The 25543-nt window shown below is 72.1% G+C and carries 26 protein-coding genes; 11 read left to right on the forward strand and 15 right to left on the reverse strand.

The features are described from left to right. Positions 1-147: 147 nt before the first annotated feature. The 9 genes from ABTY15_RS24530 to ABTY15_RS24570 form a co-directional block, all read right to left on the reverse strand. Positions 148-339: a hypothetical protein gene (locus ABTY15_RS24530; protein WP_350599024.1), complete on the reverse strand. Its 192-nt coding sequence runs from the start codon at positions 337-339 to the stop codon at positions 148-150. Between the two features lie 203 nt (positions 340-542). Then, positions 543-1319, reverse strand: coding sequence for an aminoglycoside phosphotransferase/kinase family protein (locus ABTY15_RS24535; RefSeq protein ID WP_350599027.1), 777 nt, complete (start codon positions 1317-1319; stop codon positions 543-545). Positions 1320-1357: 38 nt separating this feature from the next. Next, entirely contained in the window at positions 1358-2380 is a 1023-nt protein-coding gene (locus tag ABTY15_RS24540) for a class I SAM-dependent methyltransferase (protein WP_350599030.1), read from the reverse strand. Further along, complete coding sequence (locus tag ABTY15_RS24545; RefSeq protein ID WP_350599037.1) at positions 2377-3195, reverse strand: formyltransferase family protein; 819 nt, start codon at positions 3193-3195, stop codon at positions 2377-2379. Before ABTY15_RS24545 ends, ABTY15_RS24540 begins: the two co-directional genes overlap by 4 nt. Continuing rightward, a complete protein-coding gene (locus ABTY15_RS24550; protein ID WP_350599043.1) occupies positions 3192-4142 on the reverse strand; it encodes an aldo/keto reductase in 951 nt (316 codons plus the stop codon). Before ABTY15_RS24550 ends, ABTY15_RS24545 begins: the two co-directional genes overlap by 4 nt. Further along, positions 4129-4491: a hypothetical protein gene (locus ABTY15_RS24555; protein WP_350599047.1), complete on the reverse strand. Its 363-nt coding sequence runs from the start codon at positions 4489-4491 to the stop codon at positions 4129-4131. Before ABTY15_RS24555 ends, ABTY15_RS24550 begins: the two co-directional genes overlap by 14 nt. A 37-nt stretch (positions 4492-4528) precedes the next feature. Further along, complete coding sequence (locus ABTY15_RS24560) at positions 4529-5758, reverse strand: DegT/DnrJ/EryC1/StrS family aminotransferase (protein WP_350599052.1); 1230 nt, start codon at positions 5756-5758, stop codon at positions 4529-4531. A gap of 33 nt (positions 5759-5791) precedes the next feature. Next, positions 5792-6820, reverse strand: a complete 1029-nt coding sequence (locus ABTY15_RS24565; protein WP_350599056.1) for a GNAT family N-acetyltransferase — start codon at positions 6818-6820, stop codon at positions 5792-5794. A gap of 13 nt (positions 6821-6833) precedes the next feature. Then, positions 6834-8159, reverse strand: coding sequence for a B12-binding domain-containing radical SAM protein (locus tag ABTY15_RS24570; protein ID WP_350599063.1), 1326 nt, complete (start codon positions 8157-8159; stop codon positions 6834-6836). A 448-nt stretch (positions 8160-8607) separates the two neighbouring features. Between ABTY15_RS24570 and ABTY15_RS24575 the strand changes: the two genes are divergently transcribed. Next, complete coding sequence (locus ABTY15_RS24575) at positions 8608-9882, forward strand: PLP-dependent aminotransferase family protein (protein WP_350599067.1); 1275 nt, start codon at positions 8608-8610, stop codon at positions 9880-9882. 11 nt (positions 9883-9893) lie between these two features. Next, the gene (locus tag ABTY15_RS24580) at positions 9894-10418 is read left to right on the forward strand and encodes a hypothetical protein (RefSeq protein ID WP_350599073.1); all 525 of its coding nucleotides are present in this window, start codon (positions 9894-9896) and stop codon (positions 10416-10418) included. A 138-nt stretch (positions 10419-10556) separates the two neighbouring features. Here the strand turns inward: ABTY15_RS24580 and ABTY15_RS24585 are convergent, their stop codons facing one another. Further along, positions 10557-12023 (reverse strand): GMC family oxidoreductase, encoded by a 1467-nt coding sequence (locus tag ABTY15_RS24585; RefSeq protein ID WP_350599077.1) that lies wholly within the window; start codon positions 12021-12023, stop codon positions 10557-10559. A 210-nt stretch (positions 12024-12233) separates the two neighbouring features. Here ABTY15_RS24585 and ABTY15_RS24590 point away from each other — a divergent pair, with 210 nt between their 5' ends. The 4 genes from ABTY15_RS24590 (at position 12234) to ABTY15_RS24605 (ending at position 17061) form a co-directional block, all read left to right on the forward strand. After that, positions 12234-13115: an NAD-dependent protein deacetylase gene (locus ABTY15_RS24590; protein WP_350599083.1), complete on the forward strand. Its 882-nt coding sequence runs from the start codon at positions 12234-12236 to the stop codon at positions 13113-13115. A 161-nt stretch (positions 13116-13276) separates the two neighbouring features. Then, entirely contained in the window at positions 13277-13726 is a 450-nt protein-coding gene (locus tag ABTY15_RS24595; protein ID WP_350599087.1) for a hypothetical protein, read from the forward strand. Positions 13727-13740: 14 nt separating this feature from the next. Further along, entirely contained in the window at positions 13741-16014 is a 2274-nt protein-coding gene (locus ABTY15_RS24600) for a hypothetical protein (RefSeq protein ID WP_350599090.1), read from the forward strand. Positions 16015-16194: 180 nt separating this feature from the next. Continuing rightward, a complete protein-coding gene (locus tag ABTY15_RS24605) occupies positions 16195-17061 on the forward strand; it encodes an SAM-dependent methyltransferase (protein WP_502893578.1) in 867 nt (288 codons plus the stop codon). Positions 17062-17093: 32 nt separating this feature from the next. On the opposite strand, the gene ABTY15_RS24610 is transcribed toward ABTY15_RS24605, so the two are convergent. Next, positions 17094-18050 (reverse strand): SDR family NAD(P)-dependent oxidoreductase, encoded by a 957-nt coding sequence (locus tag ABTY15_RS24610; protein ID WP_350599094.1) that lies wholly within the window; start codon positions 18048-18050, stop codon positions 17094-17096. A gap of 127 nt (positions 18051-18177) precedes the next feature. Here ABTY15_RS24610 and ABTY15_RS24615 point away from each other — a divergent pair, with 127 nt between their 5' ends. Beyond that, entirely contained in the window at positions 18178-19050 is an 873-nt protein-coding gene (locus ABTY15_RS24615) for a helix-turn-helix domain-containing protein (RefSeq protein ID WP_350599099.1), read from the forward strand. 25 nt (positions 19051-19075) lie between these two features. Here the strand turns inward: ABTY15_RS24615 and ABTY15_RS24620 are convergent, their stop codons facing one another. After that, positions 19076-19762, reverse strand: coding sequence for a TetR/AcrR family transcriptional regulator (locus tag ABTY15_RS24620; protein WP_350599104.1), 687 nt, complete (start codon positions 19760-19762; stop codon positions 19076-19078). Positions 19763-19849: 87 nt separating this feature from the next. Between ABTY15_RS24620 and ABTY15_RS24625 the strand changes: the two genes are divergently transcribed. After that, positions 19850-20524, forward strand: a complete 675-nt coding sequence (locus ABTY15_RS24625) for a class I SAM-dependent methyltransferase (protein ID WP_350599109.1) — start codon at positions 19850-19852, stop codon at positions 20522-20524. Continuing rightward, positions 20521-20715, forward strand: coding sequence for a hypothetical protein (locus ABTY15_RS24630; protein WP_350599112.1), 195 nt, complete (start codon positions 20521-20523; stop codon positions 20713-20715). Before ABTY15_RS24625 ends, ABTY15_RS24630 begins: the two co-directional genes overlap by 4 nt. Positions 20716-20867: 152 nt before the next feature. Here the strand turns inward: ABTY15_RS24630 and ABTY15_RS24635 are convergent, their stop codons facing one another. From ABTY15_RS24635 to ABTY15_RS24645, 3 genes are read right to left on the reverse strand one after another with little or no spacing between them, the layout of a single operon-like run. After that, positions 20868-22601, reverse strand: a complete 1734-nt coding sequence (locus tag ABTY15_RS24635; protein WP_350599117.1) for a GMC family oxidoreductase — start codon at positions 22599-22601, stop codon at positions 20868-20870. An 18-nt stretch (positions 22602-22619) separates the two neighbouring features. After that, complete coding sequence (locus ABTY15_RS24640; RefSeq protein ID WP_350599120.1) at positions 22620-23078, reverse strand: sugar dehydrogenase complex small subunit; 459 nt, start codon at positions 23076-23078, stop codon at positions 22620-22622. A 27-nt stretch (positions 23079-23105) separates the two neighbouring features. After that, a complete protein-coding gene (locus tag ABTY15_RS24645) occupies positions 23106-23207 on the reverse strand; it encodes a hypothetical protein (RefSeq protein WP_350599126.1) in 102 nt (33 codons plus the stop codon). A gap of 10 nt (positions 23208-23217) precedes the next feature. On the opposite strand from ABTY15_RS24645, the gene ABTY15_RS24650 reads away from it, so the two are divergent. Both ABTY15_RS24650 and ABTY15_RS24655 read left to right on the forward strand, forming a co-directional pair. Continuing rightward, positions 23218-23622 carry a hypothetical protein gene (locus tag ABTY15_RS24650; RefSeq protein WP_350599129.1) on the forward strand — a complete coding sequence of 135 codons (405 nt, stop codon included), beginning with the start codon at positions 23218-23220 and terminating at the stop codon, positions 23620-23622. 381 nt (positions 23623-24003) lie between these two features. Continuing rightward, entirely contained in the window at positions 24004-25371 is a 1368-nt protein-coding gene (locus ABTY15_RS24655) for a GlnX family signal transduction membrane protein (RefSeq protein WP_350599134.1), read from the forward strand. Positions 25372-25543 lie beyond the last annotated feature (172 nt).

Consider the following 25543-nt stretch of genomic DNA (forward strand, 5'->3'; position numbering starts at 1 on the left):
AGGCATGAGTGTCTCCAGTTCCGAACCGTTGCGCCGAATTATTCGGCGAGATTGCTGCGACCGGCCGGCCGAGTGCTCGTGGAGACTCGGCCGACCAGCCTGCGAATGCTCCGGAGTCATCGGCCCGGTGCTATTCGACAATGCGCATCACCAGTGGCAGATGAGGCTCTGCACCTGGACGGTGTCGTTCGCCGGGGCGACTGCGCAGGTTGTGTCCTGGTGCGCCGGCGCAGTCGTCGCCGAGGCCTCGACCGTGCCCACGGAGGCCAGCGCGGCCACGGCCACTGCGGCCACCGCGGCGGCCTTGAGGCTGCGCATGCTCGTCGAGCTGAGTGCCATGTGAGGAACCACCTTTCTGTTGGAGAGGGAATGGATCGCGATCCGGCGGGCCCGAAGGGGGCTGCCGGAAATGGACACTAACAGCGTCCGGAGATGTCGGTCAATGCATTCAAGGGCTATTTGCGGGGCTGAATTCATAACCGTTTCCGGGCAGCCCGGAAAGCGCTTCGGCGAATTCTCCGAAGCGCTTTCCGGTGATTTTTCTACCGGCCGGGGAGTCGAATCAGCCGCGCTGTCGTCTCCCGGTGGAAGGTCTTGTCGTCGACCAGCCGGATGCCCCGACGGGCCGCCTCGTTCTTCACGCACAGCCGGTACAGCTCCGCCCGGATGAGCAGCTGGCGCCAGTGCGGGCCGGTTGCCGGCGCCAGCACGTCCAGGCGGGAGGCGTCGGTGTCGAGGGTGTCCACGGCGACCAGGGCACTGCCCCAGGCGACCGGCCGCAGGTAAGGCGGCCAGTCGATCACCGCGGGCGGCAGGCCCGGGTGGAACAGCACGTTGCCCTTGAGGTCCGGGTGCATCAGCCGGGCCCCGAGCGGGACCGGCCGCAGCTCGCCCGCGAGTCGTTCGACCAGGTCGACGTACGCGCCGTCCGGCGGAAGCGGCTGTTCCTGCCAGGCCATCCGGTCGGCAACGGCCCAGGGGTCGTCCCGTTCGCGCAGGAAGCCGGGCGGTGGCACATCCGCGAGCAGCGCGGCGAAGTCCTCACCTGCCCGGATGATGTCCGCGGTGCGCGCCTGGTCCGCCCGGCCCGGAACCCACCGGGTGGCGGACCAGCCGTCGACCGTCCAGCCGTCCCGTCCCGGCAGCGGTTCGGGTACGCGCAGCGTGTCGGAGGGGGCAAGGGCCGCCAGCACCGGGGCGGCCCACTCGGTCTCGCCCGGGACGGCCGGCTTGAGGGCGGCGTCCGCGCAGCGCCAGGTGGTGCCCTGGCCTCCGGGGACCGGCCGCACCGGTCCGTCCAGGCCGAACGAGCGCAGCACCTGTCGGCCCGGAGGTCGTCGGAAGTACCCGGGGGCGTTCACCGGACCTGGGCGGTGAGCAGGTCCCACCGGCGCTGCTCCACCCGTTCGAATCCGGCGTCCAGTAGGAGGTCCCGGTATTCGGCGAACGTCAGCACCTGACTGTCGTGGTGCAGCAGGAAGAGCTGGACCGCGAGCAGCAGGGGTTCGAGCAGGGTCGTCCGCTCGTCGTCCGGCATGCGGTGGTTGAGCACGAGCGTTCCGCCCGGCCGCAGTGCTCGGCGGATCCGCCGGAACACCCCGGCCAGTTCCTCGGGTGCGTAGAAGTAGAGCACCGCGCTGGAGAAGGCGAGGTCTGCGACTTCCGTGCCGAGGTCGAGCTCCCGGAGGTCCCCGGTGCGTGCGTCGAGCCGGTCGCCGACGCCCATCAGATCGGCCACCTTGCGGGCGACATCCAGCACTTCGGGATGGAGGTCCACCGCGGTGACCCGGTTGCCGGGGTGGACCTGCGCGGTGACCAGGCTCTTGACCGCCGCTCCGCAGCCGAGGTCCAGGACCCGGGCGTCGCGCAGGCCGTGCAGGTCGACGCCCGCCGCACGCCAGGTCTCCCGCGCGACGGCAGCCTCCTGTGACCAGGACACCAGGCTGGGGGCGAAGTCCTCGGCCCAGAGGGCGCCGGCGTTCTCGCGCTCGCTCAGGCGTGGGTCGGCGAAGCCGCGGGTGACGGAGGAGGAGAGTTCGTCGATCAGTGAGGGCATGAGCGTGGTCTTGAGGAGCGTGTCGCCGTAGTACCCGGGGCTGTCCTCGACCAGGTAGTGGCGGGCGAGGTCGGTGAGTCGGTAACGGCCGTCGCTCTTGCGGACGAAGTCCATCGCGCACAGCGCGTCGAGGGTGACGCGCACCCCACGGGTGCTCACCCCGCGGGCGCGTGCCACGCTCTCCGGTCGGCCGTCGGTGCGTTCCACCGCGGTGAAGAGGCCGAGGCTGGTGGCGCAGTGCAGGACGGCGACTTGGAGCAGCGAATCCTCCAGTGCCGCGATCGGGCCCAGGTCCGGCTCCGCCGGTGGCTGTGGTGTCGTCATGCTGTTCCCCCGTTGTCGTCGGCGGGCGTCACGCCGGATATGACGATCTCCCCGCCCCGGACGGTCAGATGGACGTACGAGCCGCCCGCCCGCAGATGGGCCGGTCGCCGTCCCGGATAGTCGAAGGCCCGCACGTACCGCCGCTGGAGCTCAGGCGGCAGGTCCGGGTCGAACTCCCACTCGTCGGGCAGCGAGCGGGTCGAGTACCAGCGTGCCTCGGTGGGCTCCTGGGGCACGGTGGGCAGCCGCTCGCCCCGCCGGGCGGCCTCCGCGAGACGAGGCGCCAGTTCGACCAGCATCGCGTGGGCGAGGTCGTCGATCTTTCCCCACATCGAGCGGACCGAGTCGTCCGGGCCGATCGGGATGTACTGGAGGTCGATCACCGGCCCGGCGTCGATCTTCTCCGCGCAGTAGTGGAGGGTGACGCCGGCCCGGGTCTCGCCGTTCAGGATCGCGTGGGCCAGCCCGTGGCTGCCGCGGTACGCCGGAAGGGCCGCGGGGTGCATGTTGACCACCCCGAGTCTGGCCTTGTTCAGGAACGAGGCCGGGAAGACGACCGAGTTGGAGAACGACAGCACCAGGTCGACCTCGCTCAGCCGGTCCTCGACGTCGGGGTAGTCGAGCAGCCGCAGCCCGTGGGCGCGGGCGTGGCGCTGGAGTGTGCCGGTGCCGGTCGTCGAGCCGCGACCGCGGCCGGTGGTCACGAAGACGATCTCGAACTCGGCGGTGCGGCGCAGGAATTCCAGCCCGCGCAGGCTCAGCGGCTCCTCGGGCTTGCCGAAGAAGCCGATCCGGACCGGGGACGTGTCGCTCATGGGTGTGCTCCCGCGTGCTGGTCGGTGTCGTGGTGACGGCCCTGGTCCTTCGCGGAGCCGTCGGTTCGGGCGGCCGAGTGGACGGCATCGTCCAGCAGCCGCAGTTCCGCCGGTTCGAGACGCAGCTCCGCCGCGCCCACGTTGTCGGTCACCGACTCGGGCCGGGTCGTGCCCGGAATCGGCACGACCACCGGGGAGGTGGCCAAGTGCCAGGCGAGGCAGACCCGTTGGACGGAGACGCGGTGCCGTAGGGCGACCAGTCCGAACACCTCGGCCAGCCGGTCGGGCAGCCGTCCGCCGGTGGCGAGTCCGCCGAGCGGTGCCCAGGGCAGGAAGGCGATGCCGTGCTCGGTGCAGTACGTCAGCACCTCGCGGGAGCTCTGGTCGGCGGGGGAGAAGCGGTTCTGGACGCTGACCACCTCGACCACCGCCCGCGCCTGTTGGAGCTGCTCCAGATCGACGTTGGAGACCCCGACCATCCGGATCTTGCCCTCCTGCCGGAGGTCCCGTAGTGCACCGACCGATTCGGCGTACGGCACCTGGGGGTCGGGCCGGTGCAGCTGGTAGAGGTCGATGGTGTCGCGGCCGAGGGCGCGTAGGGAGGACTCGCAGGCCCGGCGCAACTGCTCCGGGCGGGCATCGATCGCCCAGCTGCCGTCACCCGGGCGGTAGTGCCCGCCCTTCGAGGCGACCAGAACCCCGGCGGCGAGCGACGGCGCCGCCGCGAGGCCGGCGGCCACCAGTTCCTCGTTGTGCCCGATCTCGTCGGGGCCCAGGCCGTAGGAGTCGGCGGTGTCGATGAGGGTGGCCCCGGCCTGCAGTGCGGTGTGCAGGGTGCGCAGCGCCTGCGCCCGGGGCGGCCGTCCCTCGACGGACAGCGGCAGCGCGCCGAGGCCGATGGGGAACACCGTGCGGTCGCCGAGCGGTCGTGGGTCAGCGGCCGGCATCGTGAGACCCCTCCGTCCCGGAGTGACAACGCAGTGAGAGCAGCAGCAGGCCCTCGTCGGTGCCGATGCCGCGCTCCTCTCCGCTCGACCAGTGCACGATGTCCCCGCGACGGATCGGCCGCTGTGCGGGGGTGGCGTCGTGCACCCACCCGTTGCCGTCCAGTACGAGGCAGACCTGGTCGCGCCGGCCGGCGTGGCCGGGGACCAGACCGCCCGGGGCGAGTCGCAGGATGTCGACCGAGAGGTCGCGAACACCTTCGGCGGCCAGCACGGTGGCGGTGTTCGATCCGACCGAGCCGGGCAGGGGCGCGGGCGCGAAGTCGAGGGCTGCCGTGGGCAGGATGTTCACGACGCCTCCTCGCACCGGTGCCGTCGGAGGATCGGATTCACCGGCTCGCCCCGGAGAGCACGGCGGCCCGGAACCGCTCGGCCGCGAGCTCCACTTCCTTGTCCGAACTGTGCACGTCCACGCCGAAGTTGGTGGCCGAGTAGCTGTCGGCCGCGCCGGTCGAGACGGCCACCGCGCGGGCCAACAGGTCGTCGGTGCGGGGCAGGCTGCCGGGCGAGTAGTCGGGCATGGCGCGCTGGTCCCGGCGGTGGAAGGTGCTCGACGTGCGGTCACCGGCGCCCAGGGAGAGGAGTTGGGGCATGTTGCCGTAGTAGTGGCGGCCGGAGTCGACCAAGGTGGTGGTGCCGAGCCGCGCGGCGACCCGGCGGGCGGCGTCGGTGTCCTCGAAGAGGTACACCACCGTGGTGGCACAGTCCCCGGCGGGATCGACCAGCCGGCGCCGGCGGACACCCGGCAGGTCCCCGATCGCGGAGACCAGGGCCGCCTTCCGCGACCTGGTGCGGTTCAGCACGTCCTCCAGCCGTCCCAGCTGGGCGAAGGCCACCGCCCCGGCCAGGTCTCCCATCCGCAGGTTCAGGCCGAAGAGCGAGTCGGCGTCGATCGCTCCGTCCCGCAGCGGTTTGAACCCGTGGTCGTGGAAGGAGTAGGCCCGTTCGTACAGTTCCCGGGAGCCGGTGAGCAGGAAGCCGCCCTCGCCGGCCGTGATCACCTTGAAGTAGTTGAGCGAGAAGGCGCCGACGTCGCCGATGGTCCCGAGCCGACGGCCGCGGTGGCTGCCGCCGCAGGCCTGGGCGACGTCCTCCAGCACGGCGAGTCCGTGCTGTGCGGCCAGGTCGCCGATGGCATCCATGTCGGCGCCGGCGCCGAGCATGTGCACCGGCAGGATCGCCCGGGTGCGAGGCGTGATCTTGGAGGCGGCGTCGACCGGGTCGATGTTCAGGGTGTCGTCGATCTCGACGAGGACCGGGGTGGCCCCGGCGTGCACGATGCTCGCCACCGAGGCGATGAACGTGTAACCGGGCACCAGGACTTCGTCGCCGGGGCCGATGCCGAGTGCGGCGAGGCCCGAGAGCAGCGCGGACGTGCCGCTGTTGGTGGCGATGCAGTGGCGGGCGTCGAAGGTGTCCTCCACGGCGCGCTCGAAGCGGTGGACGAAGCTGGGCTCACCCGGTTGCCCGTAGCGGTACCGGGTCAGGGTGCCCTCCAGGGCCCGCAGGACGTTCGCGCGCTCCGCTTCGCCGATCAGGCTGTGGCCCGGTCCGGACATTGGTTTCCCCCATGGTTGTGAGCGGTCGTTCGGTCATCGGCCGCCGGCCTCGCCGGAGTGGGTCAGGGCGAGGTTGAACGGATTGTCCGTGGCGAGGGTCTGCTTGTAGGCGAAGTCGCCACGCATCATGTCGAAGGTGTGGAAGCCGGTTTCGGCCAGCTGTTGGAAGAGCAGCTGGTGCAGCAGCCGCCCGGGAGACAGTCGGGCCAGCTGGGTTTCGTACGCCGGCCGGTATCCCCAGAAGGTGCCCCGGTACAGGAATCCGAAGTAGAACGCGGCGGGCCGGGTGCCGATGGTCAGCTCGGCCAGTCCGAGCAGCCCGGCCGGCGCGAGGTAGCGAGGGCACTCCAGGTAGAACCTGGCGACCTCGGGGTCGGTGAAGGTGATCCCGCAGTCCGGCCGGCCGTACCACTGCCGGACGTGCATCGCGGTGTAGTCCGGCAGGCGGTCCCGGATGTCCTGGGCGTGGTTCCAGAGCGTCAGCCGGACCTCCCCGAGACGTCGGGCGCGGGCGAGCTTCCCGGCGGAGTTCCTGCCGCTGCCGGGGCCGTCCCCGAGCCACCTGGTCGGGCAGAGGGTGGAGTCGGTGGCCGACCACTCGGTGCCCGGGGCGGTGATCAGATGTGCGGCGAAGCGGGAACCCGCCCGGACTTCGGTGAATCGGATCTCGTCCCACCCGGTGCCCAACCCGTCCTCCAGGTGGCGGTTCAGCGTGGTGAACGCGACCCGCAGGTCCTCGCCGTCGAGGTTGGTCACCACGTCCTGGTAGTCGCCCCACGGATCGGAGAGGAACCTGAGGATCCGCGCGCCGGCGTCGGTGTGCTCGACCATGAGCGGTGCGATCAGTGCGACCCGTCCGCGGACCGTCACGGTGACCACGTGCAGGTGGAACAGCGGGGAGCGTTCTCCCACCAGCTCCCACCAGGCGAGGTTCCAGGCGTAGGTCTGGAACGGTGTCGCGGCTCCGGTTTCGGCGAGCCGCGTCCAGACCGGGCCGAGCGCACGCAGCGCCGTGGTGTCGGCGGACACCGTGACGGACGCCTCGGATGCGGTGTTCAGCAAGGTGCCGGCCATCTCAGAGCGGGAAGTTGTTGGGCGCCACGGTGGACACCGAGCCGGGCAGTCCCTGTGCCGCGTACAGGTCCTCGATGGCGAGCTGGCCGTCGTGCAGCCGTCGGCGGTTCTCGGTGTCGGCGGTGAACGGCACCACGCGGGTGACGTCGCAGTACGAGATCAGGTACTCGAACAGGTCGGGGCGGTGGTCGGCGAGGTCGGCGATGAGCCGCATCGTGGCGTGGTCGGCCTCGTCGTCCGTGTTCGGTATGCCGAGCATGAAGGAGGAGTAGACGGAGATGCCCAGATCCTGCATGAAGGGGACGAACTCGCGCACCACGTTCTCGTCGAGGCGCTTGTTGGTGGCGTCCATGGCGGCCTGCCCGCCCTCGACACCGATCTTCACCGCGTACAGACCGGCCTCACGGTAGGCCCGCCACATGTCCCGGTCGATCTCCCCGCCGCGCGTCATGAAGGTGTCGGCCCTGGTCAGGATCGCCCACGGCAGTCCACGACGCCCCATCATCTCCGCGAAGCGTTCCGCCTCGGGCTTGCGGTAGTCGTGGTTGTCGCAGTCGTCGTAGAAGCTGGTGATCCCGGGGAAGTCGTGTTGCATCCGGTCGAGTTCGGCCGACAGCCGCTCGATCGAGAAGGCCTTCTGGAACTGGCTGGACCTCGACCACCAGGAATGCACCCAGATGCAGAAGTTGCAGCGGTACTGGCAGCCCCACATGCTGACGAACACGCCCTGCACCCCGGCCGGGGTGGTCTTGAAACGGGCGTTGTAACGGGGGTAGGTCACCGGGTCACGGTGGGCGAAGGGCAGCGCGTCCATGGCGGTCGTGCCGATGATCTCCTGGCGCCGCTGCATCCCGGGGCCGCCGGTGCGGAAGAAGTCGCGGGTGCTCAGCAGGTACTCGCCGGGGACGGCGGCGTGGACCCCCTCCCAGTCGAGCAGGTCGTCGCGGTCCTCGCTGACGTTGGGACCGATCAGGACGACCGGCGCGAGCGCGCCGAGCCGACCGACCGTGAGCCTGTCCGGGAGCTCGGTCTGCTCGGACGTCTCGAACACCACGTAGTCGGGTCGGGTCGCGGCGACCGCGGCGAGCGCCTGGTCGGTCGTCCACTTCTCCAGGCAGCCGTCCAGCAGCACCACCTGGTGGGCGTCCTGCTCCAGCAGCGACTTCAGGTAGGAGAGGAGAAACGGGTAGGGGAAGAACTCGGTGCCGTCGTTCTTCCGGTCCGGGATCGTGGCCGGCCACCGGGCACCGGACTTGTGCCACCACCGGATCCCCGCTCCGCGCGGGTCGGGTTCGGGCGGTGCGAAGTTGAGGAGGGTGATTCTCATGGAGGAATGCCCCTTTCTCGCTCGAAACGTTCAGCGCGTGGGCAAAGGGCCGAGGTTCGGACCTCGACGAAGGCAGCGCGGTGGGATGCAGCGGGATGCGTGGACGGGGCGCGCGCTGTGTGAGGTGCGCGGCGCCCGGTGCGTGGACGATGGTCCACTCGGTCAACGACAGTCCACTGAACATGATTGATCCATCACCGTCAAGGATCTGACGGTCACTCAGCTCGCGCCACGAGGTCGCAACATGGCGAAACATGTGAACGCTTGACGGCGGACAGGCGATGTCGCAAGGTAGGTCGCAGGCAAGATCGGGGGATCTGGCGTGAACTGGCCGACGGCGTCGGCTGATCACGTTGATTGCCGGCGACCACGGGCTCTGTGACCCGTGGTTCCAGCGCGCGTACCGAAGCGCCCCCACGTGCCAACTCCCAGGTGCACGAGGAGACGTGTGAGTACCAGTACGGGCGTGTGGCCGACACCGCCCCGGGGCCCGGCCGCCCCGTCGCCACCCGACGAGGTGTCAGGGCAGGTCGGAAAGCGTCTAGCCGAACTCGCGGCGGCAGCCCCGACCCTCAACCTCTTCCCGACCGAGAACCTGCTCTCACCTGCCGCGCTGCGCGCCCTCGGCTCGGAGCTCGGGGCGCGGTACCCGGGGTCCGAGGGGGAGGTCTTCCACTACGGGGACCCGTACCAGCTGGCCGATCTGTACGCACTCTGCGCCGGCCTCACGGGCGAGTACTTCGAGGTCCGGCACGCGTTCGTCAACCTGCTGTCCGGCCTGCACGCCATGCAGAGCATGCTCACGACGTTCTGCAAGGCCGGCGACCGGGTCCTGGTGATGGACCCCGACGGCGGTGGCCACTATGCGACCGCGAGGATCTGCCACGATCTCGGCTACCGGGTAGGCCATGTGCCGGTGGACCGGACGTCGCTGCGCATCGACACCGACCGGCTGGCGGAAGCCGCCGCCGCCGACCCGCCGAACTTCGTCTACCTCGATCTGTCCACACTCCTGCGCCTGCCCCGCCCGGCCGAACTGCGGGCCGCCATCGGCCCCGACGCGTTGCTCTGCCTGGACGCCTCGCACATCCTCGGCCTGTTGCCCTCCGCCTACGGGTCGGAGCTGTGGCGCGACGTGGACCTGTGTTCCGCCAGTACGCACAAGACCTTCCCGGGCCCGCAGAAGGCGGTGCTGCTGACCGACCGGGACGACCTGGCCCAACGACTCGACGAGACCCTTCCGTTCCGGGTGTCCAGTGGGCACACCGGCAGTGTCGCGGCGCTGGCCGTCACACTGGAGGAACTCATGGACGCGCGGGGGGCCTACGGTCGGCAGATCGTCGCCAACGCGCGGGCGTTCGCGCAGAGCCTGGCGGAGGAGGGCCTCGACGTGGCGGGTGCCGGGTTCGGCTACACCGAGACCCACCAGGTGTGGGTGGCGCCGCCACCCGGCCTGCCGCATGCGGAGTGGGGCCGCCGGCTGCTCGACGCGGGAGTGCGCTCCACCACTGTTCCGCTGCCGTCGCACGGCCGGCCCGGTCTACGGCTGGGCCTTCAGGAACTGACCCGCGCCGGTGCGCGCGAGGATGACGCCCGAGCCGCGGCGCGCCTGGTCGCGCGGATCGTCACCGGGCGGCTCGACCCGGCCCGGGGTCGGCAGGAGACCGGCGAATTCCTGGCCGGACTGCCCGGTGTCACCAACCGATTCGGAACACCCGACTGAGGAGGACCAGCATGGAAACGATCGTGGACGGAGTGGATCTCCTCGGCCGAATTCCGGGCGAGACCTGGCGTGCCTTCCTACCGGTCCCGTACGACCTTCAGGTGTGCGGATTCTTCGCCACCGGTGTGTACGACGATCGGAAACACCACGCGGAATGGCTGGACGACATTCTCACGCTTTCCAGGTTCGAGCCCGACACCGCATTCGTGAAGGCCACGTTCCGCCGTCTCGGGGAACTCGAACCGCACGTCGACCGGGCGGGATTCAACTACCTCTGGATTCACCAGGGGAAAGGCTTCGTCTTCGAGGGGAAACTCCTCGACCTTGAACCGGGGAGTGTGGTCCGGTTCGCTCGTGACCGGGAACACGGCGTGGTGGCCACCGACGAGCCCTACTACCGGACCAACCTGATCGGCCAGGTCGGCATCGACGCGATCGAGGACTGGGACAGCGCGTTCCCCACGACCTGCTGGATCCAGGACGGCGAGGTGTTCGACCGCGACGGCCGGCGGGACATCCCCTGGTCCACCGTCTGAGCCCGGCCACTCCCGTCCGGCCACTCCCGCCCGGCCGCCCCCGTCCGTCCGCTTCCGGCCGGGGGGACGCACGGCCGCCCCGGCCCGTCCCGGAGCAGCGCTCCGGAACGGGCCGCAGCGGCGTTCGTCTCAGCCCGTCTAGCCTGCCGAGGCGGCCGCCGCGGGTGCGGGCGAGGACGCGGCGAGGATCGCCCCGAGCCGCTTGGCCAGGGCCAGCGTGGTCAGCGAAGGGTTGGCCGCGCCGGTGCGCGCGAAGCTGGACGGACCCGCCGCGAACAGGCCCGGGACGGCCGTGAACTGGTGGCCGTCGTCGAGGAGCGACCCGAACGGTGTGGTGCCGGCGTCGTGCTGCTCCGACCCCAGGGGGAAGGAGTAGGTGATCGGGCCGCTCGCGGCGCGGGCGTTCTGGACGGAGAGCAGCCGCCGCGGCAGGTCGGGGCTGCCGTACTCCCGGTCGAACTTCAGGGCGGAGGCCGGCCTGTCCAGGAGACCGGACAGCGAGTCCCACACCGTCTGCAACTCCGTTTGCTGCGCGGTCGCCAGCGCCAGATCCTCCCGGCTCGGCGTGGCCTCCACCGCAACCGGCCAGGGCCACTGCGGGGTGGGGGTGCAGCGCACGAGGCCGGAGGCGTCCGCGGACTGCTCGCCCATGATCCAGACATCCAGCGCTGCCGACCCGAAGGCGTTGAGGCGAAGGCTGAGAAAGAGATTGGAACGCAACCGCTCCGGTGCGGGCGAGTAGAGGAACGAGCCGCGCCGGGCCGCCTGCGCGACCTCCGGCGGCAGCTCGCCGAGGTCGAACGAGACGGTGAAGCCGTGAGCGATCTTGTCCCGCAGCCCGGGCAGCTCCGGCTCGGCGAGCCGGCCGCCCTCCGTCAGGGCCTGGATCGCCAGCCGGGCGTTCTCGACCGACCCGGCGGCCAGCACCACCCGGTGCGCCCGGATGTCCTTGGTGGCCCCGTGACGGCGTACCCGGACACCGACCGCCGCGTCGTCCTCCACCAGGACGCCGAGGGCCAGGCAGGAGGTGATCAGCTCCACCCCGGGTCGGTGCAGCAGACCGCCCGCCGGGTCGCGCCAGCCGGCCAGCGGGCTGTAGGCCGCCCACCGTGTCTCCTGTCCGGGTTCACTCCGGACGGCCTGCGGGGTCGGCGTGAACGCGTACGGCCCCAGCCGTAGCCCGGGACCCGCGTCGAGTGACTGCCGCCCGCCCGCCGCGGCCCACTGCGTCAGCTCCGCGGTCACCCGGTCGTACAGCGAGTCACCGCCGTCCCATGACCGGGTGAGGTCGCGGACCACGGCCGGCGGCCAGCTGCCGTCCCGCAGGGCCCAGTCCTCGATGGGCAGGCTGACGCCGTGCCAGTAGAGGGAGCGGCCGCCCAGCCGTCGACGCAGGGCCGATATCCCGGAATAGGCCGAACCGGACGTGCTCCAGGGCCGCCAGAAGGACGGGTCGGACTCCGGATCCAGCCATATCTCGAGCGCCTCGGATTCGTCATGGGACGCCCGGTAATGAGTGAGATCATCGCCCGGTCCGGCCTCCAGCACCAGTGCGCCGGAACCACCGCGCCGTTCCCATTCGTCGGCGACCGCGAGGCCGGCCATTCCTCCCCCGACGACAATCAGTTCGGCGAAATCGGGGAGCTCCGTGCGATGCGCTGCGCTGCCATTGTCGTTTATCACAAAATGACCCTAGCATCGGCCCGGCATCTGTTCCGGCTGTTCCTCGGAGAAAGGAGGAACCGTACGATCGACGAGAAGTCCTCGGGGAAAGCCCGGTCGAGGAGTCGGCAGGCCGGTTCTACCCTGGACGGCATGGGTGTGCCCGCGACGAGTCTCGGCGGTACGGCGGCCGGCGCGGCCGATGCGGCCGGGCTGGCGGCGCTGGTGCGGCTGCTGGCCGGGCGGGGGGTGGTCGTGCTCAGCGGTGCGGGGCTGTCGACCGAGTCCGGCATCCCCGACTACCGGGGCGAGACCGGCAGCCGGCGGCGCGGCTCGCCGATGACGTACCAGGAGTTCACCGGCAGCGAGGCGGCCCGCCGCCGGTACTGGGCGCGCAGTCACGTCGGCTGGCGCACGATCGCGCGGGCCGAGCCGAACGCGGGGCACCGGGCGGTGGAGCAGCTGCGGCGGTCGGGCCACGTGTCGGCGGTGATCACCCAGAACGTGGACGGTCTGCACCGTGCGGCCGGTACCCGGACGGCCGTGGAACTGCACGGCGGCCTGCACCGGGTGGTGTGCCTGGGGTGCGGGCGCCTCAGCTCGCGCCAGGAGCTGGACCTGCGGCTGGAGGCGCTGAACGCCGGGTTCCGGGACGGGCCGGGCCGGGTCAACCCGGACGGCGACGCCGAGCTGTCGCCGGGGCTGGTGGACGGCTTCCGGGTCGCGCCCTGTAGGGCCTGCGGGGGAGCGCTCAAGCCGGACGTGGTCTTCTTCGGGGAGAGCGTGCCCAAGCCCCGGGTCCAGCGCTGCTGTGAACTCGTCGACGCCGCACAGGCGTTGCTGGTCCTCGGCTCGTCCCTCACGGTCATGTCGGGCCTGCGCTTCGTCCGCCGGGCCGCCCGCGCGGGCACGCCGGTCGTGATCGTCAACCAGGGTGCGACCCGCGGCGACGAGCTGGCCGAGGCCCGGGTCGGTCTGCCGCTGGGCGCGGTGCTGACCGAGGCGGTTCACCGGGTGCGGGCCGGGGCCTCCTGATCCGCGTCCGTCTTCCGGCCCGCGGTCGGTGCGGGTTGCGGACCGGGCCGCAACACAACCACCATATGCGGCAAGCAAGATGAACCCGCACCACGACCACCACCGAGTGCTTCACCAACGGGGACGCCGGGCGAGCCCGGCACTGAGGGGGAACGATCGACATGTCGGATCGGGCAACCGAGTTCGACCGGATGATGAACCCGTGGGCCTACGACGCCGACGGCAACCTCACCGCGCAGGCCCGGGCCCAGGAGGCCGCCCGGGGCGGGGCGCCCGCCGGGACCAGGCTCAACTCGGCCCAGGCGCCCGGCGGTGGCGGCGACATCGTCTCCGCCGACCTGGACACGCTCACCATCGCGGGCAACAACGCCGACCAGATCCACGGCCGGCTGAACGGCGACGGCCGCGCCGCCGACGAGGCCACCGCCAAGGTCGCCACCTCGCTCGCCCACTGGGCCACCGGCCAGGCAGCCAAGGCCGCCGCCGCCACCTGGGACCAGTGCGTCGACGCGCTCGGCCAGACGATCGGCCAGACCACCCAGGCGCTGCGCTCCAGCACGGCCAACTACCAGCGGAACGAGTCGGCCGTGAAGTCCGACCTGGGCGCCTGAGCGGAGGGACGGACATGGTCGACTTCCACGAACTGAGCACCGCCGACTTCGGCGCCCTGGACAGCGCCGCCACCGCCTGGAACACCGTCGCGCAGAAACTCAAGGCCCTGGACCAGGACTGGAACACCACGGTGACCGGCAAGGTCGACTCCGCCTGCTGGAACGGTCCCGCGGCCGCCCTGGCGCGAGCCGGGCTCAAGCGCACCAACGACCAGCTGACCGACGCGGTGACCGAGGCGACCGCGCTCGCCTCGATCTTCCAGGACGCCGCGACCGAGTTCAAGGCGGCCAGGGCCAAGCTGGACAAGGCCGTCGGCGACGCCCGGGCCGCCAAGCTGACCGTCACCGACACCGGCACCATCAGCTGGCCGGGGGCGGACGCGGCCACCCACCACGACCCGGGCGCCTACGCGGACTACGTGAAGGAGTGGAGCGACACCGCCGCCGTCTTCCGGCAGGCGATCGACGCCGCCGTCGCCGAGGCCACCGCCGCCGACGAGCGGATCGCCTACGCCCTGAACTCCGACACCTCCACCGGCCAGGACCACGCCTTCAACGGCCAGGCGATCGGCGGCGGCCCGGACGCGGACGGCAAGCGCGCCGCCCGGCTCGCTGCCCGGGGCGGGGACATCAGCGACCCCGAACTCACCGAGCTCAACTCGCTGTTGGCCGCGCACGCGAACGACCCGGCGTTCGCCACCCGGTTCTACCAGGACCTCGGCCCGGACGGCCTGATCAAGTCCTGGAACAGCATGGTCGGCGACCCGAAGCACTACACCACCGCGAACGACGCCCGCTGGGCGGCGTACCGGGAGCTGCAACAGAACCTCGGGCTCAACCTGGCCACCGCCACCCGCCAGAGCAACCAGCCGCACCTGTCCGACGACTGGGCCGCCGCCCTGCGCCGGGCCGGCGGCCAGCAGCTGGGCCCCGCGCACGGCCCGCAGTTCGCCCCGTACGGCTACCAGGTGCTCTCCGGCATCCTGGCGACCGGCAGCTACGACCCGCACTTCCTCAACCCGATCGCCGAGCACGTCACCCAGCTGGACGCCGCGCTGAAGAACGGCCACTGGCCGGGCCCGTTCCCGCCGGACGGTGCGCGACGCGGCTTCAACCTGCTCGGCGACCGGCAGGACGGGGTCGGGTTCCAGCCGACCACCGCGATCCTGACCGCCCTCGGGCACAGCCCCGAGGCGGCCACCCAGTTCTTCCACCAGCCGCCGACCGCCTACAACGCCGACGGCACCGTCAATCCCGGCGGCGCCGTCAAACCGGCGGACTACCTCGGCTACTACGCGCACGACAAGTACTGGGCTTCGGACACCACCGACAAGCAGCACTGGCTCGACACCACCAAGGCCGGTCCGGCCGCCCTCGGCCACGCCCTGGAGGCGGCCACCAGCGGCCACCCGTACGACCAGCCGGGCCCCGTCCCGCCGCCCAAGCACACCGACGACCAGGCCGACCTGATGCGCCGGGTGGTGGACACCTTCGGCACCCACGGCGACGGCGGCGTGCTGGACGACCTCAAGGGCGACGGCAAGCTCACCCCGCTGCGGTCGAGCCTGGCGCGGATGAGCGCCGACTACATGGGGGACGTGCAGCGGTCGGTGTCCGACACCGTCAGCCTGCCCGTCAACGGTGCCGCGGCCGGCCTCGACAAGGCGCACACGCTGGGGCTCCTGGACGCGCTCGGGCGCGACCCGGACTCCTACGGCATCGTGGCCAACGCCGGCCAGGCCTACACCTCCGCCCTCGTGCAAGGCCAGATCGTCGGCGGCGGGCCGGTCGACTGGAAGACCAACGAGCACGTCACCCACGCCGCCTACGCCGGCGGGGTGGTCAGCGGCATCCTCGGCGAGGCGCGGATCGACGAGGTGCACAACCAGCACGCCGCGTCCGACCAGGCGTACAACGCCGCGGTGGAGCGCAACGGCGGCTACGCCAAGGAGGTGTTCGGCAAGACCCTCGGCCTGGTCGCGGACAAGGTGCCGTTCGGCGACAAGCTGCCGGGCCTGGTCGACTCGATGACCGACGCCGTGGTCAAGGCCAACGAGATCAACACCACCGAGGACGGCCGGCAGCAGGCCCGCGGCTACGTCGCCGAGGGCCAGAGCAACGTGGTGACCGGTGTTCAGCAGGCCGTCCGGGACGCCGGGCGCACCGCCAACCTCAGCCCGGCCGACCTCCAGGCGCTCCTCGACGGCGCCGGCGACAGCGCGAACCGGGGCTACACCAGCGGTGTCACGGTCGCCCTCTCGCCGCTGGTGAAGGGCAGCAACGAGTGACCGCGGACCGGCCGGGCCGGCGGGCCATGTCCGCGGGCCCGGTCGGTCCGGTCGGTCCGGTCGGTTCTGGGCCAACGCTCCTGATCGAAATGCAGCTGGATCCGACCGACTTGCCATGGGATACGACCGAGTTGGTTAGACTGCGGCGGACCTGACGTGATCACAGTTGAGGGAGCGGGAATGAGTAGGGACGAGACCTGGATGACGGCCACCGAGCCCGGGTCCGGCGGAGCGACCGTCCCGCACATCCGCCAGGACATCCCGCACAGCGCCCGGATGTACGACTACTTCCTCGGCGGCAAGGACAACTTCGCGGTCGACCGCGAAGCCGCCGAGCGCGTGCTCACCGCCTTCCCCACCATGCGCACCGCCGTGCGGGCCAACCGCACCTTCATGCACCGCGCCACCAGAGCCCTGGCCCGGCGCGGCCTGCGCCAGTGGCTGGACATCGGCACCGGCATCCCGACCTCGCCCAACCTGCACGAGGTCGCCCAGTCCGTGGAGCCCCGGGCCCGCGTGGTCTACGCCGACAACGACCCCGTCGTGCTGGCCCACTCCCGCGCCCTGATGACCAGCACCCCCCAGGGCCGCACCGCCTACGTCCACGGCGACGTCCGCGACCCGGCCGCGATCCTGGCCACCCCCGAGGTGGCCCGGACCCTCGACCTGGACCAGCCCGTGGTCCTCTCGATGGTGGCCCTGCTCCACTTCGTCCCCGACCTGGCCGACGCCCACGCCATCGTCAAGCACCTCCTGGACCCGCTGCCGGCGGGCTCCGCCCTGGTCCTCTCGCACGCCACCGCCGAGCTCGACCCGCCCGGTGCCTCCAAGGTCGAGGAGATCTACAACCAGGCCGGCACGTCCCTGCGGCTGCGCCCCAAGGCCGAGTTCGCCACCTTCTTCGACGGCCTGGACCTCCTCGACCCCGGCATCGTGCCCGCCCACCGCTGGCAGCCCGACGACACCGACGACTCCACCGGCCTCCTCCCGGACACCGTCACCGACGCGCAGGTCTCCTTCTACGCCGGCGTGGCGCTGAAGCGGTAGCACCCGCTCGGACCGCCGCGGCCTGGGTACGCTCAGGCCGCGCCGGTGCGGCGCAGCGACAGCTCCCAGAGCCGGTCCGCGCGCTCCGGGTCCAGGAGGCGGGGCAGGTAGTGTCCGGTCGGCGGCACCTCGTCGACCGTCCACGGCCGGGCGATCCCGCAGTTGTCGAGGTACCGGCCGCCGACCCCGGCCAACTCGGGCGCGGTGGCGGCCCACACCGAGGTGGCGGCGCCCTGTTCGACCGTCTTCCAGCCGGGCAGGTCGGTACGCGGTACGCCCTGCTCGTCGGTCCAGCCCATGCCGCGCAGCTCGTCCGCGGCCACGTGCCGTTGCAGGTCGGTCATGATCGCGCCGGGCATGACCGCGTTGGCGGTGATGCCCTCGGCCTGGTGACGGCTGGTCAGGCCGACCGCGAACAGGCCGTTGGCGGTCTTCGACCGGCCGTACGCCTCCCACGGGTCGTACGGGCGGTGCCGGTAGTCGGGGTCCGCGAAGTCGACGTCCCCGCGCCGGTGCGCCCGGGAGGACAGCACCACCACGCGGGCCCCGTCGGCCGCCCGCAGCGCGGGCAACAGACCGGTGGTGAGGGCGAAGTGGCCGAGGTGGTTGACGCCGAACTGGGACTCGAACCCGTCCGCCGTGCGGGTCAGCGGCGTGGCCATCACGCCCGCGTTGTTCACCAGCAGGTGCAGCGGGCGGCCGGTGGCCAGGTAGTCGGCGGCGAAGGCGCGGACCGAGGCGAGCGAGGCCAGATCGAGCGGCCGGAACTCGACCTTTCCGCCGCCGCTGCGGGGACGCAGCCGCTCGGCGGCGGCCTCGCCGCGCGCGGCGTCGCGGGCGGCGATCACCACCCGGGCACCCGCCGTGGCCAGGGCCCGTACGGTCTCCGCGCCGAGACCGGCGGCGCCGCCGGTGACGATCGCCTCGGTGCCGGTGAGGTCGTGTCCGGCGATCACCTCGGCGGCGGTGGACGTGCGGTCGAAACCCATCGTGCTGCTCCTTCGTGGCGTTGTTCCTGCTTCCTTTCGTCGTCCAGCCTGCTGCGTCCGGCCCGGGCGGAGAAGGCCGTGCGGTACCTGGCAGTATCAGGGCCACCCACGGGGGACGGAGGAGCGCGTGAGCGACCAGGTACGGATGGGGGACTTCCTACGGGCCAGGCGGGCCGGACTCGCCCCGGCCGACGTCGGGCTGCCGAGCGGCGGCCGACGCCGGGCGCCGGGGCTGCGGCGGGAGGAGCTGGCGGCGCTCGCGGGCGTGAGCGTGGACTACTACAACCGGCTGGAACAGGGCCGCGAACGCAACCCGAGCGCGGGCGTGCTGCACGCGCTCGCGGCCGTGCTGCGGCTGAACGAGGAGGAGTGCGCGCACCTGTTCGCGCTGGCCCAGCACGCGGCGCAGCGGGTGCCGACCCGGGTGCCGACGGAGGTTGCGACGGGAGCGCCGACGGAAGCCGGGCCGACCGCCGGGCCGCGGGACGTCCGGCCGGGGATCCGTCAACTGCTGGAGACGGTACGGCCGTTCCCGGCGTACGTGCTCAGCCGGTACAGCGACGTGCTGGCCGCCAACCCGGAGGCGCTGGCCCTGTTCGTCGGGCTGGCCGACTGGCCGGAGGAGCGCCGGAACACCGTGCGGTACTTCTTCCGGCACCCGGCGGCGCGTGAACTCTTCCCGGACTGGGCGGAGTTGGCGCCGGGCACGGTGGCCAACCTGCACAGCGTGACCGCCCACGACCCGCAGTCCCCGCAGCTGCGTGCCCTCGTCGACGAACTGACCGACGGCTGCCCGGAGTTCGGCGCGCTCTGGGCCCGCCACGAGGTCCGCGAGCGCCGGGGCGAGGCGAAGACCTTCCACCATCCGACGGCGGGCGTGCTCACCCTGACCTCCGAGATCCTCCGCCACGGCGACCAGGGCCAGCGCATCACCCTCTACCAGGCCCCTCCGGGCAGCCCGGACCACGCCGCGCTGGCCCGCCTCTGCCCGGGCGGCTGACCGGGGCCGCGGTGCTCGGTGCTGCTCAGTCGCCGGGCGGTGCGATCAACTGTGCGGTCATCGCGGCGAGTTCGCGTTCGATGTGGTCGCGCGACAGCTCCGGCAGGGCGGCGAGCCGGAGCGGCCGTGCGGAGACCAGGGAGATCAGCAGCCAGGCCGCCGCGTCGGGATCGGTGTCGGCGCGGAGTTCTCCGGTGGCCTGACCCCGGCGGAGCAGGGCGGCGAGGCCCTCGGCGATCCGGCGTACGGCCGCCCGGCCGGCCTCGGCGACGGCTGGGTCCGCCGTGGCGGCGACCGAGTCGGCGAAGAGCACGCCGATCGCTCCCCGCGCGTGCAGCCGGTCGAGGTGGGCGGGGGAGGTGAGCTCGGTGAGCAGGGCGACCACCGGGACACCGGCGGCGGCCTCGTCCAGTTCGGCGCAGACGCGGTCGGCGGCGTGGGCCACGACGGCGGTGAAGAGCCCGGCCTTGGACTTGAAGTTCTGGAAGACCACCGGTTCGGTGACGCCGATGCGGGCGGCCACTTCGGAGACCTTGCCGCGCTGGTAGCCGTGTTCGGCGAAGACCTCGACGGCGGCGGCCAGGATCGAGGCGCGGCGCTCGTCCGCGCTCAGGCGGGTCCGGCGCGGGCCGGCGGGGCGGCTCGCGGTGGGGTTGCTCGCGGCGGGGCCGTTCGCGGTGGGGTTGCTCTCGGCGGGGTTGAGCTCGGTCACCTGATCATCCTAGAGGCTCCCTTGCCGGATGACTTAGTCGCGACTAAGCTCCGGATTACTTAGTCGGAACTAAGTAAGGAGCGGAAGATGGCGCTCGGACGCCTGCTGCACGGAGACCCCCAGTACGACACCGACGGCACGGCCATCGGCCACGGCCGCGGCTACGAACTGTTCACCACCATCGCCTTCGGCGGCCGCCGGGACCGGGCCTTCACCCGGCTCGCCGCCCTCAGCGGTGCCCGGCCCGGCGACCGGGTGCTCGACGTGGGCTGCGGCACCGGCTACCTGACCCGGCGGATGGCCGCCGCCGTCGCGCCGAACGGCACGGCCCTCGGCATCGACCCCTCCACCCAGGTCGTCGACCACGCCCGCCACCTCGCCACCGGCCTCGCCGGCTGCACCTTCGAGCGCGGCATCGCGGAGGGCTTGGCGGCCCCGGACGCCTCCTTCGACGTGGTCGTCAGCAGCCTGATGATCCACCACCTGCCCGCCGAGGCGAGGTCGCAGGCGCTGGCGGAGATGTACCGGGTCTGCCGCCCGGGCGGCCGGCTGCTGGTCGCCGACTTCCGCCCGCCCAGCAGCCGGATCGGCCGCCACCTCGTCGGCGCCGCCGCCGGGCCGGCCATGGAGCACAACCCGATCGGGCAACTGACGGCCCTGGTCCGCGACGCCGGATTCACCGACCTCGCCGTCGGCGACCTGCGACCGTGGCTGCGCCACGTCACGGCCGTCCGACCCGCCGCCCGCCAGGACCCGGCGTGAACCGGCCACCGGGCGGCCTCCGCGCCCTGCGGATCCTCGCCCTGCCCCTCGCCGTCGGCGGCCTCGCGCTCCACCTGTGGCTCGGCACCAAGCTCGGCCTGGCCGTGACGGCGGCGGGCCTGGCCGCGCACCTCGCCGCCGGGTACCTCGGGCGCCAGTGGCTCCGGCGCCGCGACCGGGCCCTGCCCTGAGCACCCGGGGGCGGGGGCGGCACGGCGCCCGGCCCTGAGCCGTGGGCGTACCCGGCCGCGACCGTCACGGCGTGGCGCGCCGCACCCGGCCGTCCGTCACGGCGTGGCCCGCCGTACCCGGCCGCACGCCACGCCGTGGTCACTCGGGCGGGTCAGAGCGCGGCGGCGAGGGCGTCGGCGGTGCGCAGGGTGAGGGCGGCGACGGTGAGGGTGGGGTTGGCGGTGCCGCCGGTGGGGAAGACGGCGGAGCCGACGATCCAGATGCCCGGGTGGTCGTGGGAGTTGCCCCAGGCGTCCACGACGGCCGTGGCCTTGTCGCCCATCCGCATGGTGCCCATGAGGTGACCCGCGCCGTTGTACTTGAGGGTTGGCTGGAGGGGGTCGACCCGGGTGGCGCCCGCGGTGTCCTCCAGGTGCTGCCACATCCGCCGGCTGACGCTGTGGCCGTAGGCGAGGGCACGCTTGGAGTAGTCGTCCAGCTTGTAGGCGATCTTCGGGTGGGGGACGCCGAGCGCGTCGGTCTTGTCGGAGAGCGTGACGCGGTTGTCCGGGCTGGGGAGCTGTTCGGTGGAGATGCTGATCCGCAGCATCCGGGTGACCTTGTCGGCGACGGCCTGTTGCAAGGGCTTGCCGATCAGCTTGATCTTCTTGTTGGTGTCGTCCCACAGGAAGCTCTGCAGGGTCTTCTCGGGCGAACCGCTGCGCCCCCAGCCGTCGTTGCCGATGGTCATCCGGAAGGCGCCGTTGTTCTTCCGGAAGTCGCCGTCGCGGAAGGTGTCGACGCCGAGCGCGGACTGCGGTCCGCGGAAGGGGTAGACGGGCTGGCCGAACAGGCCGACCATCTCGGCGGAGTGATGGTCCATCAGATTGCGCCCGACCTGGTCGCTGCTGTTGTCGAGGCCGGAGAGCAGCCAGAGCTTGGGCGTCTCGATGGCGTTGAGGGCCAGCACCACGTGCCGGGCGGTGAGTTGCTTCTGCTGCTGCGCGGGGTCGGCGACGGTCCAGTCGCGGTACACCACGGTGTACGGCTGGCCGTCGCCGGCCGGCGGGACGATCTTCGTGGCCACGCCGGCCGTCCGCAGCTCGACGCCGAGCTCGTCGCGGGCCTTGTTGACGTGGACGGAGGCGTCGTACTTGGCGCCGGCGGGGCAGACCGGGATGCAGCTGGAGTTGCCCTGACAGGCGCTGCGGCCGCGGTAGGGCTGGGAGTTGCGGGCCTGCGGGGTGGTGACGATCTTCACCGGGATGCCGTCGATCGGCTTGATCGTCGACAGCGCGGTGCGGACGAGCTCGTCGCCGTAGCTGGGGGCCATGCCGGGCATCGGGTAGTCGCCGCTGCGCGGGGTGATGCCGACCCACTCGTTGGCGTTGCCGGAGATGCCGAGCTCGTTCTCGGCCTGCGCGTAGTAGGGCTCCAACTCGTCGTAGCCGAACGGCCAGTCGACCCCGACGCCGTACTTGGTCTTCAGCTGGAAGTCGTTCGGGACGAAGCGGGGGGTGTTGCCCCGCCAGGCCCAGGTGCTGCCGCCGATCATCCGCTGGAAGCCGCTGGCGAAGACGTCCGGCCCGGTCTCGTCGTAGTACTGGTTCATGACGGCGAAGTCTGGGACGCCGTCGGAGGAGGGGGCGAACTTCTGCTTGTTGTTGGGCAGTTCGGCGTACGGGGAGGGGACGCTCTTGGTGGGGGAGACCTGGTAGGTGTCGACGAAGGCGGCGCGCTCGGCGGCGTTCGCGGGGTTGTTCCCCGCCTCCAGGATGAGGATGCGGGCGCCGGGCCGGCTGGTCGCGAGCCGGCAGGCGGCGAGGGCGCCGGCCACACCGGCGCCGACGATCACCACGTCGAAGGGGGCGTTCGGGTCCGCCGGGGCGTTCACGGGGGCGTTCATGGGGGTGGTCTCCTCGGCTCAGGGGTGCTGGGTCCAGTAGCCGTAGCCGCTGGCGGCCGGGGGCACGGGGGCGGTGGCGAGCGGGTGGGCCTTGATGACCTGCCAGATCAGGCCCGCCTGGTACTGCTGCGGGGTCGCGGGCGCATCGGGCGTCTCGTCCGGCTTGGTGAACTGGCCGGTGTACCAGACGGTGACGGTCTCCCGGGTGACCCGGGCGAGTTTGGGGTCGGCGTTGACGGCGGTGGTCAACGCGCCGAGCGGGTTGCCCTGGGAGGCGGCGGCGCGGTAGGCGGTGAGCAGGGCGGCGAGGTCCTGGGCGTAGCCGGCGGCGAGCCGGCCACGGTAGGCCTCGGCGAGTTGCTCGTCCAAGTCCGTCTCCCCGGTGAGGAGTTCGGACAGGGCGAGGAAGTCGGTGGCGTCGGTCATGGTCGGGCTCCTCGGCTTCGGTGAATTCGACGTTCCAGAGGGCGCCGCCACTGTACGTTCGCACCCGATCGACTTCAATCACCGCCCGTGGCGAGCCGCCGGTTCAGACAGGGCCCGGGCACGCCGGCCGAGGGGGACGGCGATCAGCCCCAGTACGAGAGCCGCGGCGCCACCGGCCACTCCGTTCCCCGTGCCGGGGCCACCGTCGGCGACGGCCGGATTTTGGTCCGACCCGCACCGGGTCAAGAAGTACTCGCGCGTCGCCGCCTACGCGCAGTCCCAGCTCGCCCTCACCATGGACACCCGTGACATGGCCCCCGAGGGCTCCGGCATCACCGCGGTGAGCCTCAACCCCGGCCGGTGCGACACCGCGCTGCTCCCGCTGTACGGGAGCGTCGGCGCGCGGCGGCCGAGGGTGCGGCGGCCGTCGTCCGGCTGTGCGGACGGCGGGCCTCGGGGACCCGTGGCATGTCCGGGCTCGAACGCTGTCGCCGCGTGGAGGGACCAGGACCGTCCGACCTGCCACGGGGACGAGAAGCTCGGCGTGTGGACCTCTGACGGGTCCGCCGAACAGCAGTGGACGATCACCTGCTGAGACCGCCAAGGCTTCGTCAAGACGGCTGCCGGGCACGTCAAGGACGCGTCAGGGCGTGCGGAAGGACGTTCGACCGCACCTAGCGTGATCTGCGAAGAAACGGTTCGTCGTCCGGGCGTGGGGTCTGGCGGCGGACCGTGTGCCGAATCCCGGCCCCGGCGGTTTCTCCGGGGGAAGGTTCGGCGGCCAGTGAAACACAGGGTAAGGGGGCGCGCGGCGATGCCAACGGGTACGTCGGGTGGTACGGCCGTCATAGGGGAAACGATCGCGTCGGAGACGGCGCGACAGGAGACGGCCGAACCGCTCCCCGCGTCGCGCGCCCCCCGCCACTGGCCCGGTCGCTCCTGGCGCAGCCGCCAGTGGTGGACCACCCCCCGCCTGGTGCGCGGGCTCACCGGGCTCTGCCTGGCGGCGCTGCTCGCCGCCGGGACGGCGAGCGCCACCGTGCTGGCCGGCGCCCGGGACGGTACGGACGTGATCGGTCACCGGGCCGCCCCGCAGGTGGTGCGTTCGGCCGACCTCTACTTCGCGCTCAACGACCTGGACGCGCAGGCCGCCAACCTGCTGCTGTTCGGAGCTGATCCGGACTACGCGGCGCTGCGCAAGGACACCCTGGACACCTACGAGCAGCGCCGCGCCCAGGCCGACACCGACCTCCAGCGCGTCGCCGAGGCGGTGGCCGGCGATGCGGCCGGGCAGCGGGCGGTGCAGACCGTCATCGGTGAACTCGGCCACTACCAGGCCCTGGTGGCCCGTGCCCAGCTGCTGGAGGAACAGGCCCACGCCCCGGCCGGCCGCCCGTCCGCCGAGGCCCTCGCGGCCTACCGGCAGGCCACCGACCTGCTGCGGCAGCGCCTGCTGCCGGCCGTCGACGAGGTGACCAAGGCCAACGCGGCCGTCGTCGAACGCCACTACAGCGACCAGCGCGACGCCCTCGGCGGCGGCTGGTGGGGCATCCTGGTCACCGGCCTGCTCGCCCTGGCCGCCCTCGGGCTGCTGCAACGCCTGCTCACGGTGCGCTTCCAGCGGCTGGTGAACGTGCCGTTGGCCGTCACCACCGTGCTCGCCCTGGCCGGGCTGGTCACCGTGCTGACGCTGACCTCCCGAGCGGACCACCAGCTGGTGGTGGCGAAGAACAACTCCTTCGACTCGGTGATCGCCCTGAGCAGGGCGCGCGCGGTGGCGTACGACCTCAACGCCGACGAGAGCCGCTATCTGACCGACCGGGCCCGGGCGGCCGCCTACGAGCAGGGCTTCCTCGACAAGACCCAGGCCTTCGCCCGGGTCGCCGGTGCCACCCTCGCCACCTACAACGCCCGGCTCGCCGAGGAGGTCGACCGGCACCGGGCCGACCACGGCCAGGTGGGCTTCGGCGGCTACCTCGGCGACGAACTGCGCAACATCACCTTCGCCGGTGAACAGGACGCGGCGGAGCGGGTGCTGACCGCCTTCCAGCAGTACCAGCGGGACGACCGGAAGATCCGTGAACTGAACGCCCAAGGCAGGCTCAAGGAGGCGGTCACCTTCAACACCGGCCTCACCCCGGGCCAGTCCAACGCCGATTTCGGCGTGCTCAGCGCCGCCCTCGACGACACCCAGGCGATCAACCAGCGCGCCTTCGAGAGCGCGGTCGCCGCCACCGACGACGACCTCGACACCACCACCGCCGCCCTGGGCGCGGCCGCCCTGGCGGCGGCGCTCGCCCTGACCGCACTGGGAGTACGACCGCGCCTGCGCGAGTTCGCCTGACCGGAGGGGACGGGGAGCAGGAGCCGGCCGGGGCTTCGACGTCAGGGGATCGTCAGGAGATGGGCCCGGGGAGTCGACACGGCGTCAGGGCCGGCGGAGGCCCGACCGGCGGACCCGCGCCGCTCGTCCCGCTGACGCCCTGCCCGAGCGCTCCGCGCGTGGATCACCGAGC

Origin of the sequence: Kitasatospora sp. NPDC097643 (assembly GCF_040302625.1) — a bacterium.
Taxonomy (GTDB): Bacteria; Actinomycetota; Actinomycetes; order Streptomycetales; family Streptomycetaceae; genus Kitasatospora.